Origin of the sequence: Glycomyces sp. NPDC049804 (genome assembly GCF_040674615.1) — a bacterium.
GTDB lineage: Bacteria > Actinomycetota > Actinomycetes > Mycobacteriales > Micromonosporaceae > Glycomyces > Glycomyces niveus.
In genome coordinates this window covers 123,017-141,466 of sequence record NZ_JBFAMQ010000006.1, presented here as the reverse complement: position 1 = coordinate 141,466, position 18,450 = coordinate 123,017, and the positions used below count along the sequence as shown (strand labels likewise).

At 71.3% G+C, this 18,450-nt stretch carries 16 protein-coding genes; 4 read left to right on the top strand and 12 right to left on the bottom strand.

Features of this window, described 5'->3' with window-relative positions; all coding sequences use genetic code 11:
- Positions 1 to 25: 25 nt before the first annotated feature.
- The 7 genes from AB0K52_RS11705 to AB0K52_RS11675 form a co-directional block, all read right to left on the bottom strand.
- On the bottom strand, positions 26 to 2,152 hold the full coding sequence (locus tag AB0K52_RS11705; RefSeq protein ID WP_363529860.1) for a hypothetical protein: 2,127 nt from the start codon (positions 2,150 to 2,152) through the stop codon (positions 26 to 28).
- Between the two features lie 8 nt (positions 2,153 to 2,160).
- Positions 2,161 to 2,988, bottom strand: a complete 828-nt coding sequence (locus AB0K52_RS11700; protein WP_363529857.1) for a carbohydrate ABC transporter permease — start codon at positions 2,986 to 2,988, stop codon at positions 2,161 to 2,163.
- Between the two features lies 1 nt (position 2,989).
- Positions 2,990 to 3,901 carry a sugar ABC transporter permease gene (locus tag AB0K52_RS11695; protein WP_363529854.1) on the bottom strand — a complete coding sequence of 304 codons (912 nt, stop codon included), beginning with the start codon at positions 3,899 to 3,901 and terminating at the stop codon, positions 2,990 to 2,992.
- Between the two features lie 6 nt (positions 3,902 to 3,907).
- Positions 3,908 to 5,173, bottom strand: a complete 1,266-nt coding sequence (locus AB0K52_RS11690; protein WP_363529851.1) for an extracellular solute-binding protein — start codon at positions 5,171 to 5,173, stop codon at positions 3,908 to 3,910.
- A 39-nt stretch (positions 5,174 to 5,212) separates the two neighbouring features.
- Positions 5,213 to 7,018 carry a class I mannose-6-phosphate isomerase gene (locus AB0K52_RS11685; RefSeq protein ID WP_363529848.1) on the bottom strand — a complete coding sequence of 602 codons (1,806 nt, stop codon included), beginning with the start codon at positions 7,016 to 7,018 and terminating at the stop codon, positions 5,213 to 5,215.
- Positions 7,019 to 7,028: 10 nt separating this feature from the next.
- On the bottom strand, positions 7,029 to 7,901 hold the full coding sequence (locus tag AB0K52_RS11680) for an ROK family protein (protein WP_363529845.1): 873 nt from the start codon (positions 7,899 to 7,901) through the stop codon (positions 7,029 to 7,031).
- A gap of 95 nt (positions 7,902 to 7,996) precedes the next feature.
- Positions 7,997 to 9,013: a LacI family DNA-binding transcriptional regulator gene (locus AB0K52_RS11675; protein ID WP_363529842.1), complete on the bottom strand. Its 1,017-nt coding sequence runs from the start codon at positions 9,011 to 9,013 to the stop codon at positions 7,997 to 7,999.
- Positions 9,014 to 9,108: 95 nt separating this feature from the next.
- Here AB0K52_RS11675 and AB0K52_RS11670 point away from each other — a divergent pair, with 95 nt between their 5' ends.
- Complete coding sequence (locus tag AB0K52_RS11670; RefSeq protein ID WP_363529839.1) at positions 9,109 to 9,732, top strand: histidine phosphatase family protein; 624 nt, start codon at positions 9,109 to 9,111, stop codon at positions 9,730 to 9,732.
- Between the two features lie 104 nt (positions 9,733 to 9,836).
- A complete protein-coding gene (locus AB0K52_RS11665) occupies positions 9,837 to 10,664 on the top strand; it encodes a serine protease (RefSeq protein ID WP_363529836.1) in 828 nt (275 codons plus the stop codon).
- A gap of 56 nt (positions 10,665 to 10,720) precedes the next feature.
- On the opposite strand, the gene AB0K52_RS11660 is transcribed toward AB0K52_RS11665, so the two are convergent.
- Positions 10,721 to 11,326: a hypothetical protein gene (locus AB0K52_RS11660; protein ID WP_363529834.1), complete on the bottom strand. Its 606-nt coding sequence runs from the start codon at positions 11,324 to 11,326 to the stop codon at positions 10,721 to 10,723.
- Positions 11,327 to 11,396: 70 nt separating this feature from the next.
- Positions 11,397 to 11,894 (bottom strand): DUF664 domain-containing protein, encoded by a 498-nt coding sequence (locus AB0K52_RS11655; RefSeq protein ID WP_363529831.1) that lies wholly within the window; start codon positions 11,892 to 11,894, stop codon positions 11,397 to 11,399.
- A gap of 110 nt (positions 11,895 to 12,004) precedes the next feature.
- On the opposite strand from AB0K52_RS11655, the gene AB0K52_RS11650 reads away from it, so the two are divergent.
- The gene (locus tag AB0K52_RS11650) at positions 12,005 to 13,270 is read left to right on the top strand and encodes an ROK family transcriptional regulator (RefSeq protein WP_363529828.1); all 1,266 of its coding nucleotides are present in this window, start codon (positions 12,005 to 12,007) and stop codon (positions 13,268 to 13,270) included.
- 7 nt (positions 13,271 to 13,277) lie between these two features.
- Here AB0K52_RS11650 and AB0K52_RS11645 read toward each other — a convergent pair whose 3' ends face one another.
- Both AB0K52_RS11645 and AB0K52_RS11640 read right to left on the bottom strand, forming a co-directional pair.
- On the bottom strand, positions 13,278 to 13,886 hold the full coding sequence (locus tag AB0K52_RS11645; protein ID WP_363529825.1) for a dihydrofolate reductase family protein: 609 nt from the start codon (positions 13,884 to 13,886) through the stop codon (positions 13,278 to 13,280).
- A gap of 45 nt (positions 13,887 to 13,931) precedes the next feature.
- Positions 13,932 to 14,426: an Lrp/AsnC family transcriptional regulator gene (locus tag AB0K52_RS11640; protein WP_363529822.1), complete on the bottom strand. Its 495-nt coding sequence runs from the start codon at positions 14,424 to 14,426 to the stop codon at positions 13,932 to 13,934.
- A gap of 98 nt (positions 14,427 to 14,524) precedes the next feature.
- On the opposite strand from AB0K52_RS11640, the gene AB0K52_RS11635 reads away from it, so the two are divergent.
- Positions 14,525 to 15,757, top strand: coding sequence for an aminotransferase class I/II-fold pyridoxal phosphate-dependent enzyme (locus tag AB0K52_RS11635; RefSeq protein ID WP_363529819.1), 1,233 nt, complete (start codon positions 14,525 to 14,527; stop codon positions 15,755 to 15,757).
- Positions 15,758 to 15,872: 115 nt separating this feature from the next.
- Here AB0K52_RS11635 and AB0K52_RS11630 read toward each other — a convergent pair whose 3' ends face one another.
- Complete coding sequence (locus tag AB0K52_RS11630) at positions 15,873 to 18,380, bottom strand: glycoside hydrolase family 2 protein (RefSeq protein ID WP_363529817.1); 2,508 nt, start codon at positions 18,378 to 18,380, stop codon at positions 15,873 to 15,875.
- Positions 18,381 to 18,450 lie beyond the last annotated feature (70 nt).

Here is an 18,450-nt window from a genome sequence, read left to right as displayed (position 1 = left end):
GCAGGGATCGGTCGGAGGGGATCGCTCAGGTGGCGTGCTGGTCGATGACGCGGCCGTCGGCGTGGACGTCCACGAGCCGGTCGCCGATGCGCAGGCCGCGCAGGACGGCATGGGGATCGAGGGCGGCGATGCACGATTTCGACGTGTCGAGTCCGTCCGAGCCGGGCTTCGGGTCGACGCCGAAGAACGACTCGATCACCAGGGCCGCATAGGCTCCGGCCGAGGAGCAGGCCCAGTCGATGATGTACGGCAGCTGCGGCGGGGCCTTGCGCGCGCCGCCGTTCACGGCGGGCATCGCCTCCTCGGTGAAGTGCGCCTGGCCGGGCGGGCCCTGGTTCGCGGAGCGGGCCAGGCCCGGGAGCCAGTCGAGGGCGGCCTCGGGCGCGCCGAGTGCGACGAGGGAGCGGGCCGCGTCCGCGGGCCAGGCCGGGTAGGCGCCGTTCCACTGGTGGTCGGGGCGGGGGCTGAAGCTCGCGTCGGGATCCCAAGGGGACAGTGAGCGGAGCCAGGCCTCCGTCTGGAGCTCGCGTCGGAAGAACGCGACCATCTCGGCGCGGGTGCCCTCGTCGAGGTCGGCGGCGATGCTCGTGCCCACCACGCTGAAGTCGTAGACGTGGCGGACCGGGACGCGGGTGCCGTCCGGCTGGCGCGCCGCGAAATGCCCGGTGCCGGGCAGGTAGAGGTCGGCGACGGCCTTGACGAGCGCGTCGGCCTCGGCGGCGAGCGCGGCGGCGCCGTCGGTGTCGCCCTGGGCCGCAAGGATTGCCGCGACGGTGCGGAGGTTCCACACGTTCGCCGCGTTCAGGCTCGCGACCTCGTGGGTGTAGGAGCTGACGCATTCGAGGAGGTTGTCGATCTCGCCGTAGTCGGCGAGGGGCCCCGAGCCGCGCAGCGACTGCCAGGCCAGCGCCCATTCCCGCAGGTGCTCGCGGACGGGCCGCCCGCCGAGGGTCTCGTCGAGCAGGGCGGTGTCGCGGGTGTAGCGGAGGTAGTCGTGAACGAGGCGGGTCATGGCGTGGTCGTTGACCGAGTACCAGCGGCCGACGGGGCTGCCGGTGAGCGAGGAGGTGCCGAAGTGGGTGTGGATGTCGGAGTCGATCCAGTGGCGCAGCTGGCGTTTCATGACGGCGGGGTCGAGGAGGGCGTGCGCGGTCGAGCTGAGGCTGTAGTCCCAGATGAAGGTGGTGGTGGCCCAGTAGTTGGGCATGAGGGTGTCGTAGCTGCGACCGAGGACGTTGCCTTCGAAGTCGCGGCGGAACCAGATGACGCCGAGCGCGCCCCACCAGTAGAGGCGCCGCAGCGCTTGGGAACTGGTCTCGAGGACGGGCAGGTGGCCGGAGAACTCTTCGTTGCCGGGCCGGAACGCGGCGTCGAGCTGGCGGTTCCAGAAGGCCTCGGCCGCGGCGACGACGGCGGGGAGGTCGGCGGCGACGCGGTCGAAGGCCGCGTTCGCGGCGTCTGCGGTGGTGCCGATGGCGTGGACGTAGCCGAAGCGGGCGGTCTGGCCGGGGGCGAGTTCGAGATGGACGGTGACCTCGCCGCCGCGTTCGATGCCGCCGATGCCGGTCTCGTGCTCGCCGGCCATCGGCGCGATCCCGGAGAGGCGCACGTCGGCGGCGGTGTCGACGCCTTGGACGCTCCAGGCGGTGCCGGCGCGGTCGGTGAAGGCGAGGCGGCGCTCCCCTGCGGTGGCGCGGTTGCGCTCCTCGGGGGCGACCGCGTCGAGCCAGGCCCCCTCGGACCGGGCGGCCCCTGCGGCGAGGCTGAGCGTGATCGGCACGGCCCGGGGCCGGTCGCCGGTGTTGGTGGCGCTGATGTCGATGGCGATCGCGGTCTCGCCAGGGGCGCAGACGGTGACGGTGGCGAGGTCGAGGCCGGGGAGGGTGACGCTGCGACGCACCCGGTCGGGGCGCCATTCGTGGGTGATCGGCGCGCCGTAGGACTCGAGGAGGCGGCCGTCGACGAAGCACGCGGCGGTGCGGGTGAGGCCCTGCGAGACCGGCGGGAAGGTGACGGCGCTGACGGCGGTGAGGTCGTGGTCGACGCGGGCGGTGCCGAGGAAGTTGGTGAGGCCGCTCGGTGCGACCATGTCGTCGTAGTGGTGCGTGGCGGGGTCGGCCGCCAGGTCGTCCACGGTAGGTATGAGACGCATGGAGACTCCTAGTACTGCCCGAGGGCGAGGCCGCGGGCGAAGAACTTCTGCGTGAACAGGAACAGGACCACTGTGGGCAGTGAGACGAGCAGGCCGCCCGCGAGGACCGTGGACATCTGCGCGCCGCCGTAGGTGCTCTGCATCCCGGCGAGGCTGGTCACGATGGGCCGCACCGTGTCGGACTGGCTGAGGACCAGGCCGAGCAGGAAGTCGTTCCAGATGAACGTGGCCTGCAGGATGAAGACCGCGACGAGCGCGCTCGAGGCCATCGGCAGGTAGACGCGGGCGAAGATGCGCCAGGGGGTCGCGCCGTCGAGCACGGCCGCCTCGAAGACGCTGTGCGCGATGCCGGTGAAGAAGTTGCGCATCACGAACGCCGAGAACGGGATCGAGATGGCGGTGTAGACGACGACCATGCCGAGCCGGGAGTCGAACAGGCCCACGCGCGAGTAGGCGTCGAACAGCGGCAGCAGGATCATCTGGAGTGGGAACACGGTGCCGCCGAAGATCGCGACGAACCAGGCGAAGCCGTGCCGCAGCCGGAGCGCGACGATCGCGAACCCGGCCGCCGCGCCCACGACCACGGCGATCGCGGGCGAGACGACCGCGTAGAGCAGGGTGCTCGCGGCGCTCTCGGCGAGCCCGGAGAGGCGCACCGCCTCGGCGATGTTGGCGAAGAGCGAGAAGTCGGTCGGGAGCCAGGACTCCTTGGAGGTGAACGTCTCCGGCGCCTTGGCGGCGTTGACGAGCAGCAGGTACACCGGGAGGAGCCAGAGCGCGCCGAGGACGGCCAGGACCGCGGTGCGGATGATGCGGACTGTGCTTTTGAACGGCATGTCAGACCCCGTGCTTGCTGGACAGCTGCTGGCGCAGGTAGAGGATCGAGGCCGCGAGCGTGACCGCGGTGAGGAACACGGCGATGGCCGAGCCCAGGCCGTACTCGCTGTTCACGAACGTCTCCTTGTACATCGTGAGGGCGAGGGTCTCGGAGGCCCGGCCGGGACCGCCCTTCGTCATGCCCTGCACGATGTCGAAGGTCTTCAGGCTCGCGACGATCGAGAGGCCGACGACGACCGCGGTGAGCGGGCGCAGCATGGGCCACAGGATGCTCCTGAAGAGGCGGAGCCCGTTCGCGCCGTCGACGCGCGCGGCCTCCAGGGGCTCCTTGGGGATCGACTGGAGGCCGATCGTGAACAGGAGGGCGTTCACGCCGACGCCCTGCCACGCGGTCGCGAAGATCATCACGACCGTGTTGAGCGGGGCGTCGACGAGCCAGCGCGGCGTGTCGCTGACGCCGAAGGCGGCGAGCGCCTGGTCGAGGGCGCCGTCGCCGGAGAGGATGAACGACCAGATCACGCCGACCCCGATGCCGGAGAGGGCGTACGGGATGAGGAACGGCAGGCGCAGCCAGGTGCCGCCCTTGAGGTTCCAGGTGAGCAGGGCGACGCCGAGTCCGATCCCGACCGGTACGAGGAGGGTGCCCGCGACCCACAGCAGGGTGTTGAGCACGGAGCCGAGGAAGTCGGGGTCGTCGAGCATCTCGACGTAGTTCGCGAAGCCGACCCATTCGGGGTCGCCGAGGCCGTTGTACTCGGTGAGGCTGAGGAACGCGGTCCACAGCAGCGGCAGGTAGAGCAGCACGGCCACGAGGATCACGCCGGGCGCTGCGAACCCGGCCGCGGACCGCTGGAACGGGTCCTTCGGGCGGCGGCCGCGAGGGCGCCGCGGGGCGGTCTGGTCGGACGTCATGCGGCGCTACCCCTGGTCTGCCCAGTAGTCGTCGGCCTCGGCCTGGATGGTCTCGAGGAACGGGAGCGGGTCTCCGGGGTTGGCGATGAACGCGCCGAACTGCTCGAGGGCGACGGTGAGGATCGGCGTGGGCGTGGCCTCGTAGTAGCGGTCGTAGGCCTCGTAGCCGTCCCCGGCGACGGTGGTGCCGAGCTCTTCGAGCATCGGGTCGGCGACGGTGGCCTGCGGGTTGAAGGCGACGTCGCCGCGGGCGGCGCTCCACGCGGTCTGGGCGTCGGGCGACATCCACCACTTGGCGTACTCGAGGCCGAGGGTCTTCTGGCTGGAGTTCTCGGCGACGCAGAGCGGCCCGGACTCGACCGCGACGGGGGTCTTCTCGAGGTCGGGGTTCACGGCGGGGATGACGAACATGTCGTAGTCCTGGCCTGAGACCATGCCGGCGCCGTCGAGGGAGCCGTTGAAGAACGACCCGAAGTTGATCATCGCGAAGTCGCCCTGTTTGAGGCCGACGGCGGGGTCGACGGTGCTGCCGGCGTCGCTGAACCAGCCGGCGTCCTGCTGGTCGCGCCAGGTCTCCATGATCTCGACGATGCGCGGGTCGGTGTACTCGACTTCACCGGTGGCGAGTCCGTTGTAGAGCTCGGGGTCGGTGCCGGCGACGAGCTGCTGGAACCACGGGAAGGTGAAGAGGGTGCTGGTCTGGTAGTACGGGGTGATGCCCGCGCCCGCGAGCTTCGCGGCGGCGGCGTCGAGCTCGGCCCAGGTGGTGGGCTCGGCGATGCCCTGCTCGTCGAAGATGGTCTTGTTGTAGTACATGACCCAGTAGGCGATGTTCATCGGGACGCAGTACTGCTTGCCGTCGAAGGTGTAGGCGGCCTTGAGGTCTTCGCCGATCCAGCCCTGGTCGACGGCCTCGGTCCAGATGTCGGTGGTCTCGGCGACGAGGCCTTCGTCGACGAGTTCGGCGAGCGAGGGACCGGTCTGCCAGGTGAACAGGCCGGGGCTCTTGTCGGTGCGGAAGGACTGCTTGATGAAGGCGTCGTACTGGGCCGCGTCGGAGTAGCCGGTGGTGTTGAGGCTGATGTCGACGTCGGACTCGCTCTGGGCGTTCAGCTCGTCGAAGTCGGGCTCCCAGGCGGCCTTGTTGGTGTAGAAGTCGAGCGTGCCGGTGGTGGCGCCGTCGTCTTCGCCGCCGCCGCCGCACGAGGCGAGCAGCAGGGAGGCGGCCGCCGCGGTGGCGGCGAGGGCGATGGGGGTCTTCCGGGATCTCATGGCGAACTCCTTTGTTCCAGGGGTGGGGTCGGTGGCGGTTCAGGCCTCTTGTGTGCCGCGGACGGAGGCTTTGACGGTCCCGAAGCGTTCGCTGCGGGAGCGGGCCGTGCGGCGGATGACGTAGGGGCCGACGGCGGCCGGGACGATGAACGTCTCGGCGTAGTGCACGGTGTAGGGCGCGAAAGCGTTTGTGGGGCTTATGATCTCGACTTCGTCGCCTTCGACGAGGTTGAGGACGTTGACGGTGCCCTGGGTGTCGTGGGCGGCCTGCTCGGAGAACCAGTGGCGGCGGACCTCGATGAACTCGAGCTCGTGGAGTCCGGTGCGCTCCTCCACCACATCGCCGTCGCGGGAGACGACTTCGACGCGGTTGACGAGGTTGGCCTCGGTCCAGGCCGTGTCGCGCTTCCAGACGAGGTTGCGTTCGCCGTGGTCGATGTGGACGGGCCGGGGCACGCCGTCGAGGCCGAGGCGGCCCCAGTCCCAGAGCTTGAAGGTGAAGATGAACGGGGTCGCGGAGATCTCGAGGACCATCGAGTTCGCGCCCGAGCTGTGGATGGTCCCGGCGGGGATGAGGAAGTGGTCGTGCTTCTTGGCGGGGAAGGCGTTCACGTAGTCCTCGGCCGGGAAGGGGCGGTCGCCCGTGGCGGCGGCGCGCAGGTCGGCGAGCATGGCCTCCTGGTCGACGCCGTCCTTGGTGCCGAGGTAGACGACAGCGTCGTCCCCGGCGTCGAGGAGGTAGTAGGACTCGTCCTGCGTGTAGTGCATCCCGAAGGTCCGCTGGATGTAGTCGGTGAGCGGGTGCACTTGGAGGGAGAGGTGGCCGCCCTCCATGGTGTCGAGGAAGTCGAACCGGATGGGGAACTCGGCGCCGAACCGGGCGTAGGTGCGCTCGCCGAGGAGCGCTTCGGGTTGGGAGAGCACGAGGTCGAGCGAGGGGATCTCGACGATCGCGCCGTCGGCGTCTTCGAGTAGGAGCGAGTTCTCCTCGGGCACGCAGTCGAAGCACCACGCGTAGTTCGGCTTCGAAGGGTCGAGGTCGAGCTTGCGCTTCATCCACTGGCCGCCCCACACGCCGGGGTCGAAGAACGGGACGACCCGCAGGGGCGCGTGCGCGGCGTTCGCGAGCCCGGTCCGGAAGGCCTCGCCGGTGATCATGCCGGCGGCCCGGCCGTCGGGCTCGGCGGCCCCGATCGCGTTGGCGTCCAGGACGAAGTCGAGCCGGTCGAACAGGGTGGTCTTGTGCCGGTCGGCGACGCGCCATTCGACGAAGAACCCGCGCTTGTACTTGCGGAGCCGGTCCTCGTCGGGGTTCTCGGCCCGCCAGTTGGGGGCCCCGGCCCGTTGGCGCAGTTGGAGTTCCCAGCGGGCCATGTCGGCGAGGACGAGCGCGTAGGGGGCGGCGAGGCGGCGGGCGACGAGGTCGGCGCCCCAGCCGAGGAGCACGGTGGGTTCGGCGGCGCCGTCGGCTTCGACGGCGAGCTTGTCGAGGCGCTCGGGGTCGTAGAAGGCGTCCACGGTGGCGTGGGAGAGGACGCCGAAGACGCGGTCGTCGGTGAGGTTGTCGGCGAAGCGCGCGTTGATCTGGGCGAGCGGGAGTGCGGCGTCCGCTTCGACGTCGACGATCCGCCAGCGCGGCAGGGCGTCGGCGATCGCCTTGGCGAGGAGCGGGAGGTCGGCCCCCGGGTAGGCGTCGACGACGAGGAGCGGCGCGCGGTCGGCGGCTTTGGCGGCGGCCGTGTCGGCGGCGGCGGTCCAGGCGGCCGCGCCGTTGAGGACGCGGGCGCCGGAGGGCAGCGGGACGGTCGGCTGCTTCTCGTACTGTCCGATGGGGGCGGTGGACACTGGTGCTCCTTCAGGTTCGGGGTGCGGCGGCGAGGACGGCGAGGCCGCGCAGCACCGAGAGGTCGGGGCGTTCGGGGACGATGAAGGCGGGCCGGTGCGAGCTGGTCCAGAGATGCCGGCGGACATAGGCTTCGATCGGCTCGGCGACGGCGGCTCCGGCGCGCATGATGCCGCCGGAGAGGATCACGACCGCGGGGTCGTAGGCGTGGCAGAGGGACACGGCGGTGGCGCCCCAGGCGCGGACGGCGCGCTCGCGCAGGGCGAGGGCCGCGTCGTCGTTTGTTTCGAAGAGCGCCTTGACATCGGTGACGGCGTCGCCGCGCACCGCGAGGTCGCGGCGCAGCGCCCAGGCCCCGGCGATCGATTCGGCGCAGCCGATGTTGCCGCAGTTGCACTGGTCTCCGGCGAAATCGACGGTGAAGTGCCCGCCGAGGACGCCCGCGTGGTCGTGCGCTCCTCTGAGGAGGGTGCCGTCGATGATCGCGGCGGTGCCGATGCCGGTGCCGAGGGCCATGAGGACGGCATCGCGCGCTCCGGCGGCGGAGCCGTTCGCGGTCTCGCCGACGAGTGCGGCGCGGGCGTCGTTCTCGATCACGGCCGGGAGCCCGAAGGAGGCGCGGGCCCAGGCGACGAGGTCGAGGCCGTCGAGTCGGGGGTGCTTGTCGTGGGCCTTGACCATGCGGCCGGCGGCGCGGTCGACGATGCCGGGGACGGCGATGCCGACGGCGGCGGGGCTGAGGCCGGCGGCCAGGCCGCTCGCGGCGGCGGCCGCCGCTTCGAGGTCGCCGGGGCCGACGGGGACGGTCGCGGTGCGCACGGGCTCGCCCCGGTCGAGGACGCCGAGCTTGATCTCGGAACCGCCGAAGTCGATGCAGAGCTCCATCGCCCGCCTCCTTCCAGTCGCGCGGCCTTGCGGTTGGTAACGTTACCAACCCCTGGTGCCGTTTGGCAAGCATGCAGCTCAGCGGTACTGCGACCTCAGGGATGGGCGATGGTGACGGGCAGTTCGACCGTCGTCGCCCCGGGTTCGGCGGTGCCCTCGAGCCGCGCGAACAGCAAGGTGGCGGCCTCGCGGCCGAGCAGGCGCGCGTCGTGGTCGATCACGGTGACGGGCACCGGCATGAGCTCGGAGAGCTCGAAGTCGTCGAAGCTCACGACGGCCGGACGCGGCCCGGGGAGGCCGTCGCGGATGCGCCGCCCGATCTCGCGCAGCGCGCCGATCGTGTTGCGGTTGTTGGCGCTGAAGATCGCCGTCGGCGGCTCGGGTCGGTCGAGCATCGCCCGTGCCGCCCGACTCGCCGCCTCCACGTCCTGCTGGTCCCGGGCGATGATCGCCGGGTCGATCGGCGCCCCGCGCTCGGTCATCGCCCGCTCGTAGCCGCGGAACCGGCGCTCGCCGGTGAACACGGAGCTGCGGTTGCCGAGGAAGCCGATGCGGGTGTGCCCGGCGTCCAGGAGCGAGACCGTGCCCCGGTAGGCGCCGCCCACGTCGTCGAGCAGCACGGTGTCCACGTCGAGGCCGGGCACGCGGCGGGAGGCGAGCACGAGCGGCACGTCGCCCAGCCGCTCCTGCTGCAGGTGCGCGGCGTCGCCGCTGGTCGGCACCAGGATGAGGCCGTCCACTTGGCGGCCGATGAAGTCGCTCACGAGCTGGCGCTCGCGCCCGGGGTCCTCGCCGGTGTTGCCGAGGATGATCCGCCGCCCGTGCTCGGCGGCGACCTCCTCGACGCCGAGGGCGAAGTTCCCGTAGTACGGGTTGGCGAGGTTGGTGATGGCGACGCCGATGAGGCCGCTGGGCTGGCCGGGCCGCAGGCTCCGCGCGTTCTCGTTGCGGTAGTAGCCGAGTTCGGCCACGGCCGCCATCACCCGCTGCTGGAGGTCGGGCCGCACGTTGACCCCGCCCGCGAGCGTGCGTGACACGGTCATCGGGCTGACCCCCGCGAGCGTGGCGACCTCTTTGATCGTCGGCTGGCGCGCGCCCCGCGATGTCGACATGCCCGCCCTCCTCTGCGTCGGCGCCAATCCTATGCGAACCCGCGCCGCAGCGCCGGTCTAGAGTCGCCCGGTCCCCTATCGAGAGGCAGGTCCCCATGCGCACCCTCTACGTCGTCACACACCCGCAGGCGACGCACCACGTCGACGGCATCGTCGGCGGCTGGCACGACTCGGACCTCACCCCGGCCGGAGTCGAAGCGGCCGGACGCATCAGCGAGGCGCTGCGGACCGCGATCCCCGGCGACGCCGCAGTGGAGCTCTACTCCTCGGACCTCAAGCGCACCAGCCAGACCACCGAGGTCATCGGGAAGCGGTTCGAGCTGGAGCCGGTATACGACGCGCGGCTGCGGGAGAAATCCTTCGGGGTCGTCGAGGGCCGACCAAAAGCGGAATGGGAACGCCGCTTCACCCCGCCCCCGGTGGACGGCGATCGGATGGCGCATCGGACCATTCCCGGCTCGGAATCGACAACCGAAGTCGCGCAGCGCATCTACAACGCCGTGGCGGCGATCGCGCAGCGTCCGTGCGAGCACCAGATCGTCGTCACCCACGGATTTGCGCTCACCTTCGTGGTCGCCGCGTGGATCAGGATGCCGGTCGAATCGCTCGGCTACGCGGTGTTCAAGGCGAAGTCCGGCAGCATCACCACCCTGCACGAGGATGACCTCTACCGCAGTCGCGTCGTGGTGTCGCTCGGCGATACGGCGCATCTGTCCTAAAGCGGCACAACCGGTTCGGGAGGGGTCCCGGAACGATGCGGATATTTTCGGGCGCAGGTGGGCCGATCAGGGCCAACCTTACCTTCACCCCGAAAGGATTCACAGTGGACAGGAAGCGGAAGCACCTCATCCGCCTCGGCGCCGGCGTCGCCGCCGGCCTCGGCGCCGTGGCCCTCGCCTGGACCGGCGTCGCCGCGAACGCCGAAGAGCCGGAGGCCGGGGGCGACTTCGAAGCCAAGATCGTCGGCGGCGAGGCCGCCGAAGAGGGCCAGTACCCGTGGCTCGTCAGCCTCGTCTACTCGGACGACGGCACCCCGTTCTGCGGTGGCTCGGTCATCGCCGAAGATGTCGTGATCACCGCCGCGCACTGCGTCGAAAGGCTGTCGGGCCCCGACGACGTAGTGGTGTACTCCGGCTCGGTCGACCTCGAGTCGCCGAACATCGTCGAGACCGAAGTGACCGACATCCACATGGCCCACGACTACAACGAGCCGGTCGACCTCGCCAACGACTGGGCGCTCCTGCGTCTCGACGAGGCCGTCGACGTCGAGCCGATCGAGGTGGGCACCGAGCCCGAGGAGTTCGACGTCCTCGAGACCGCGGGCTGGGGCGACCTCGGCAACGACACGTACCCGACCGTCGCCCGCTGGGTCGAGGTCCCGTTCGTCAGCGACGACGACTGCGAGGACGCCTACCCCGGTGAGGTCGACGCGCAGACCATGCTCTGCGCCGGCGACCTCGAGAACGGCGGGGTCGACTCGTGCGACGGCGACTCCGGCGGTCCGATCATGGTCCGCACGGACGAGGGCCTGATCCTCGTGGGCATCGTCAGCTGGGGCGACGGATGCGCCGTGGCTGGCAACCCCGGCGTGTACGCCGAGGTCGCCGACTTCAACAGCGCGATCGACGACGTCCTGGACGACTGGTCCTGACACTGAATGACGGGCCGCGGCCGCGCCATCGGGTGCGGCCGCGGCCCGTCGCGTCGTCAGTCCCCCGGTGCTTCGCGGGTCTTCGCGAGCTGCGTCCGGATGATGCGGGTCCAGCCGACGGTCGCCACCGCGGCGATGCCGCCGTAGAAGAGGATCGCGAGCAGGACCGGCAGCGCGGTCCAGGACGAGTTCGCGGCGGCCACGACGAGGGCGTAGCCGGTGAACGCGAGCAGGGCGGCGGCGATGCCGCCGAAGGTGATGAAGGTCTGGAGCCTGAGGAAGCGGCTCTGACCCGCGAGTTCACGCACCGCGACGGCCGCGCGGTGGGCGATGTCCCCGTGCATCTCCTGGAAGCCGGCCAGGGCGACCACGCGCTCCTCCAGGATCGTCACCGACCTGGACCGGATGAGGGCCGCTCTCACCAGGATCTGGTGGTGGGCGTGCATGAACCAGAGCGGAGCGGCGCTGAACGCGGCGACCCATTCGCCGCCGATCGGCCGCTCGCCGCCGAGCGCGATGATCGCCAGCCCGAGGTAGGTGATCTGGATGGCCAGGAGCGCGAGGCGCTCACCGGCGAGCGTGGACAGCTTCTCGCGGTCGGTCGTGTACAGCGCGAGGAGCGCGTCGAGGTCGCCTGCGGGTTCGGGGGTGCGGGCCGCCATGTGAGGTCCTTCGGTGGAGGTGTCGGCACTCACTTCGCACTGTACTGCGCCCCAGCGACATCGGGACGGGTCAGTCGACGACGAGCCATTGGCGGCCGTCGCGCAGTTCGCGGACGATGTCGAGCTGGCCCGCGTGGCCGGCGGTGTCGGTGATGACGTGCAGCATGACCTCGCGGAACGCCCCGATCCGCCAGGGACCGTAGCGATCGGGCCACCAGGCCGGGCCGGCGTCGAGGGGCCGCGCGGCCACCGCCTCGTCGCCGAGGGCCGCCTCCCGCCGGTACAGGTCGAAGACCTCGGCGGGCGAGAGTTCGGGCGGGGCGGTCCACGCCCCGCCGTCGACGGCGAACGAGTCGATGGCGTCCCGCTCGCCGCCCATGACCGCGCGGAGCCAGAACCGCTCCACGTCGATCGCGAGATGATGGACGAGGTCGAGGCAGCTCCAGCCCGAGGGCACGGCCGGTTCGCGCAGCGCCTGCTCGTCGAGGCCCGCGAGGATGCCGAGGACGTGCGCGCGCTGCATCTCCTGGCGCCTGACCAGGGCCGCGCGTTCGGGTTCGGGGTTCACGATGGCTCCGTTCCGTATGCCGCGGGCCGTTCGCCCGCTAGGGATCAGACGAGACCCGGGGGCGGTATTCATCGGTTTTTCCGGAGGCGGCGCGGTGGGATCCTTTGTTAGTGTTCGAGGCCGAACTTTCGGACCTGGGAGGGTTCATGGCCGTCGCCCGGCTCACCTCACGCGACATTCGCAGCGAATCGCGGCTCGTGGTCACGCGGGCGCTGCTCGCGGCGGGCGAATCCACCCGCGGTGACCTGGCCGAGGCCACCGGCCTGAGCCTCGGCACCGTCTCCACGATCGTCCAGGACCTGCTCAAGTACGGCATCCTCGCCGAGACGGGCCCGCTGCCCGTGACCGTCGGGCGCCCGACCACCGGGCTGCGGCTCGACCCCGACCGCGGCCGGGTCGTCGGCTTCTACCTCGAGGACCGGTACCTGGAGGCGACCGTGTTCGACGCGGCGCTCGGCGAGATCGCCACCCTCGAAGGCACCTCAGAGGCGTCCGTGGCGGACGCCGACGACGTCATCGCCTGGATCGACGGGGCGCTCGACACCGTCCTCGAACGCGCGCAAGCGAAGCGCGAAGACGTCATCGGCGTCGGCATCCTCCTGCCCGGCGGCATGCAGCGGCCGGTGAAGGCCGCGACCGCGCCCGACGCGATCTGGCTCCACCTCGACCGCCTGCGCGACCGGCTCGGCCTGCCGGTCGTGGTCGACAACCCGCTCAAGGCCATCGCCACGGCGGAACTGTGGCTCGGCGCCGGGCGACGCGTCGCGAACGCGGTCGCCGTCAGCCTCGGATACGGGGTGGGCGCGGGCATCATCCAGGACGGCGCGGTCGTCCGCGGGGCCACGAACGCGGCGGGCGAATGGGGCCACAGCCTCCTCGTCTTCGAAGGGCGCCAATGCCAATGCGGGCGCCAGGGCTGCGTCGAGGCCTATGTCGGCGTCCCCGGCATCAGGCAGACGCTCGCCGAGATCGCCCCGGACCACCCGCTCGCCGCCGACCGCTCGCTCGCCGACGGACCCGAGGGGTTCGACCTCGTGGCGGCCCTCGCCGACGCCGTCAAGGCCGGCGACCCGGCCGCGACCGCCGCGATCGACCGCAGCGCCCACTACCTCGGCGCCGCGCTCGCCGACCTCGTGGCCATCCTCAACCCCGAGGTCATCGCCCTGACCGGTTGGGCCGCATGGCCGGCGTGGCGCGAGCGGGTCGCCCCGATCGTGCGCCGCCGCGTCCGCGAGGACTCCCCCGGCGACGCGGCGGCCGACCTCGAGATCGAGGTCTCCCCCACGTGCGGCATGGAGGGCATCGCCGCGATCGCGCTCGAGCGGTTCATGCGCGACATCGGCCTGGTCACCACCCGGGTGCTCCCCGCCCTCTGATCCGCCCTCAGCGGAGGACGCGGTACACCACGTGCGTCACGCCGGTCGCGGCGCGGACGCTCACCTGCTCGAGGTTCAGCTGCCCCACGCCCTCGAAGAGGCGCGTGCCCGCGCCCATGGTGAACGGTGTGATGTGGAGCCGCAGCTCGTCGATGAGCCCGGCGGCGAGGAACTGGTTCACCGTGGTCGCACCGCCCATGACCGCGATCTCGCCGTCCCCGGCGGCCTCGCGCGCCTGCGCGAGCGCCGATTCGATGCCGTCGGTGACGAACGTGTAGGTCGTGCCGCCTTCCATCGGCTGGGGCTCGCGCGCGTGATGGGTGAGCACGAAGACCGGCGCGTGGTAGGGCGGGTTGGGTCCCCACCAGCCGTTCCACTCGCGGTCCCATTCGCCGCGGACCGGGCCGAACATGTTGCGGCCCATGATGAACGCCTTGGCGGCGGTCATCTGGGCGATCTCCTCGGGGCTCTCCTCGGGGGTCTCGAACATCCAGGCGTGCAAGCGCTCGCCGGTGCCGCCGCTCCCGTCATCGCCGAACGGTCGCTCCTCGGTCTGATCGAGCCCCGCCGAATAGCCGTCGAGCGAGATCGAGATCCCGCAGACCACCTTGCCCATGACGCCTCCTCGTTGATGGTGAGCGTTTCAGCATCGCATCCAGGCTCAGCCGGGCAGCACGCCGCGCCCGTCGCGCACCTCGAAGACCAGTTGGGTCTCGGTCTGCCGCACCACCGCATGGGCCGTGACGTGCTCCAGGATGAGGTCGCGCAGCGCCTCCGGCCCGGCCACCGCCACATGGAGGAGGAAGTCGTCGTCGCCGCCCACATGGAACACGGTCATCACCCCGGGCAGCTCCACGAGCCGGTCGTAGAGGTGGTGCACATGCTCGCGGCTGTGGCTTCCCAAGCGCACTTTGATGATCGCGTGCAGCGGGCGGCCGAGCGCGGCCGGGTCGAGGCGCGCGGCGATCCCGGTGAGGACGCCCGATTCGCGCAGCGCGCGGAGCCGGTAGGCGCACGTGGACTCGGCGACGCCCGCGCGAGCGGCGAGCGCGGCGTTCGTCATGCGCCCGTCCTCGACGAGCGCGGCGAGGATCGCCAGGTCGGTGCCGTCGAGCCCCGGCGGAGGTTGCGTTTTCTTCGGCCGCTCGACCGCCATACTCGCTCCCATCGCGGATAGTTCACGGATTCCCGTGATCGATGCGGGTTTCCGCGGACAGTATTGCAGGTTATTGGGGTTCCGCCTAGATTCTGGGCATGATCTCGCCTCACCTGCAGTTCGACACCGTCGCCGTCCACGCGGGCCGGGAAGACCTGGCCGAGCTGGGCGTCCACGCGCTCCCGATCGACCTGTCCTCGACCAACCCCCTCCCCGGCATCGAGGCCGGCGGGCTCTCGTACGAGTCGATGGCCAACGGCGGCATGCCGACCGCCGAAGGCGGTGCGGTGTACGCGCGGCTCTGGAACCCGACCGTGGCGCGGTTCGAGTCGGCGCTCGCGCGGCTGGAGCACGCCGAGGCGGCGGTGGCGTTCTCGTCGGGGATGGCCGCGATGACCGCCGCGATCCTGGCGGCCGGGACGGGGCGGCACATCGTGGCGGTGCGGCCGCTGTACGGCGGGACCGACCACCTCCTGTCCTCGGGCCTGCTGGGGACCGAGACCGCGTTCTGCGCGGCCGACGAGGTGGCGGCCGCGATCCGGGCGGACACGGCGATGGTCGTGCTGGAGACCCCGGCGAACCCGACGCTGGAACTGGTCGACATCCGCGCGGTGGTGGAAGCGGCCCAAGGCGTTCCGGTGCTCGTGGACAACACGTTCGCGACGCCGGTGCTGCAGAACCCGATCGACTTCGGCGCCGCGATGGTGCTGCACAGCGCCACGAAGTACCTGGGCGGGCACGGCGACGTGGTCGCCGGGGTGATCGCGTGCAGTGAGGAGACGGCGGCCGCCCTGCGGCGGGTCAGGGCGGTGACGGGCGGGCTGCTGCACCCGCTCGGCGCCTATCTGCTCCACAGGGGGCTGACGACGCTGCCGGTACGGGTGCGGGCGCAGCAGGCGGGCGCGCAGCAGGTCGCGGGCTGGCTCGAGCGCCACCCGGGCGTGGCCCGCGTCCACTACCCCGGTTCAGACGGCGACCCGAAGGGGCTGCTCGGCCGGCAGATGCGCGGCACCGGCGCGATGGTCGCGGTCGACCTGCGCGGCGGGTACGAGCAGGCCGCGCACGTGACTTCGGCGGTGCGGCTGTTCACGCACGCCGTGTCGCTGGGCGGCGTGGACTCGCTGATCCAGCACCCGGCCGCGCTCACGCACCGGCCCGTCGCGGCCGAGGCCAAGCCCGCGGCGAGCCTGGTTCGGCTCTCGATCGGCCTCGAGGCGCCGGAGGACCTGATCGCCGATCTGGATCAGGCCCTCACGACGCCGCTTGCCATGGCGACAGGTGCACCCGCTGCGACGCTCAGCGCCACGCTGCCGAGCCCCACTTTCGGGTGACACGGCCGCCCGCGACCCCGGTTCTGTCGTACCCCCGCGCGACGCTGGGCCTACCGTACTTTCCCCTCCAGTGGTGGGTGGGGGCTTGTGGACGGGGTCGCCTTTGGACCGGCGTTCACTCGCCCAGCAGGTCGTTGGCGCAACGGAGGACCGCCGCGAACGCCTCCGGCTCTCCGCTGGGTGAGGCGACCGCGATGCGGGCCGACTCCCCCGCACGGAGCGTGATCATGCCCTGTTCGGCGCGGGCGCCGGGGTCGACCTTGTCCGCGTGGCAGAACAGGTCGCGCACCAGCGATGTCGCGGTCACGTGCAGGACGCAGCCGCCGTCGGCCGCTTCGGCCTCCACCGTGAACGGACTCGGGTCGAGCGCCTGGTCGACCACCTCGGCGCCGTAACGGAACGCGGGCGCGAACCCGTCGCCCTCGGCCCTGATGAACTCCGCCTTCGGGTCGCCGAACGCCGCGACCTCGGCCGGGAGGACGATCGTCGCGCCGTCCCGCGCGGCGACACTCGCCTCGACCACGGCCTTCGCGAGCACCGTGCCGTCGAAGGCCTCGCGGGTCACGGTGAAGGCACCGGAGTACGCCTCCCCGGTGTCGTTGACGAGGATCAGCGCGAGCTGGTCGAACTCGGGCATGAGCCCTTCCCACGCCGCCGCGCGGCTCGCCTGCGACGGCCGCGGCTGGATCGTGGCCAGGCGCGGCGCGTACGCGTCCCGCAGAGCGTGCCACAGCGGTTTGCGGTGGCCCTCGAAGTCGACCGCGGCCCAGGAGACCACGGGCCAGTTGTCGTTGAGCTGCCACAGGATCGTGCCGGTGTTGTGCGGCGTGAGCGACCGGTAGTGCTCGACGCCGAAGCGGATCGCCTGGGCCTGGTTGAGCTGGGTGGTCCAGTGCCAGTCCTCGATGGACTCGGGATCGGGCAGGTGGCCCTGCCAGCCGCGCTGCAGTTTCTCGTTGCCGCGGTTGGCCTTCTGGTGCACCAGCATCTGCTCGCCGAAGGGGTCGAGCGGCTCGTCGTGCACCACCGAGACGAGGGTCGACCACGCGGGCGGGGCCTGGAAGCCGAACTCGGCGACGAAGCGCGCCAGGTAGTCGGCGTACACCGTGTAGTCGACGCGGTTCCACACGTCCCAGATGTGCATAGTGCCGTAGCGCTCGTCGTTGGGGTGGCGGTAGTCGCCGAAGGAGTACGGGCTCGCGGGCGAGTACGGCCTGGTCGGGTCGAGCTCGGCGAGGATCGCCGGCAGGATCTCCGTGTAGTACCGGTCGCCCCAGCCGCGGCCGTCGAGGCGGTGCGCCCAGCTCCAGTCGACCGAGCCCCAGGTGTTCTCGTTGTTGCCGTTCCAGATCACGAGCGAGGGGTGCGGGCTGAGCCGGGTCACGTTCTCGCGGGCCTCGGCCTCGATCTCGGACCGCAGCGGATCGTCCTCGCTGTAAGCGGCGCAGGCGAACAGGAAGTCCTGCCACATGAGCAGGCCGTGCTCGTCGGCGAGGTCGTACAGGTCGTCGGACTCGTAGATCCCGCCGCCCCACACGCGCAGCAGGTTGACGTTCGCCTCAAGGGCGTCCGCGACGCGGCGCGCGTACCGGTCGCGGTCGATCTCGGTGAGGAAGGCGTGGTCGGGGATCCAGTTCGCGCCGCGCACGAGGATGCGCTCCCCGTTGACCTTAAGGAGGAACGGCGCCCCGGCCGGGTCGGGTTCGGTGTCGAGCTCGACCGTGCGGAAGCCCACCCGGCCATCCCAAGTGGAGTCCCCGGCGGTCACCTTGACGCCGTACAGCGGCTGGGCGCCGTGACCGACCGGCCACCACAGTTCGGCGTCGGGAACCGTGACTCCGATCGCGGCCGAATCGTCTCCGGGTTCGACCACGGCCGTCGCGGTCCAGGTCCCGCCGTCGGGTCCGGTGACCTCGACGCGGACCTCCACCGGCTCGGCGGTGCAGCGCTCGATGTCCACGTGCGCGGTGAGCACGCCGTCAGTGCCGTGCACGTCCACGAGCGGCCGCACCGACGCGACGCGCACCTCCGACCATGACTCGAGGCCGATGGGCTTCCAGATCCCGGCGCCCGCCACGTCGACGCCCCAGTCCCACCCGAAGGAGCAGGCCATCTTCCGCAACTGGTTGTACTCATGGTGGTTGGTGCGCGGCAGCGCGCCGTAGCGCTCGGCGCGGGCCGCCGCCTCGGGCACCGGGGCGGCGAACGTCACCGTGAGCGTGTTCTCGCCTTCCCGCAAGGCTTCGCGCGCGTCCCAGCGGTACCCGCGGTGCATGTTCTCGGTGCGGCCGATCTCGATCCCGTTGAGCTCCAGGACCGCGACCGTGTCGAGGCCCGCCGCCACCAGGTCATGGCGCGTCGAGCCGTCATCGCTCCAGTCGAACACGGTCGTGAACCGCCAGGCCGTATCACCGATCCACTGCTGCGCAGCCTCGTTGCCGCCGTCGAACGGGTCGGCGATGAGCCCGGCCCGGCGCAGGTCCAGGTGGGCCTCCCCAGGGACGGCGGCCGGGATACCGGCGCCGAGCGTGTTCGCCAGTTCAGCGGGGGCCTCGGCGGCGAGATCGGCGGCGGTGAGCGTCCACCCCTCGTGCAGGGCGCGGAAGGTCGGCGGGTGGGTCACGGTTGGCTCCTCATTGGTCTGATTAGACGGACATGCGTGAGGGATGGCGGATCGGGAGGGGCGAGTCCAG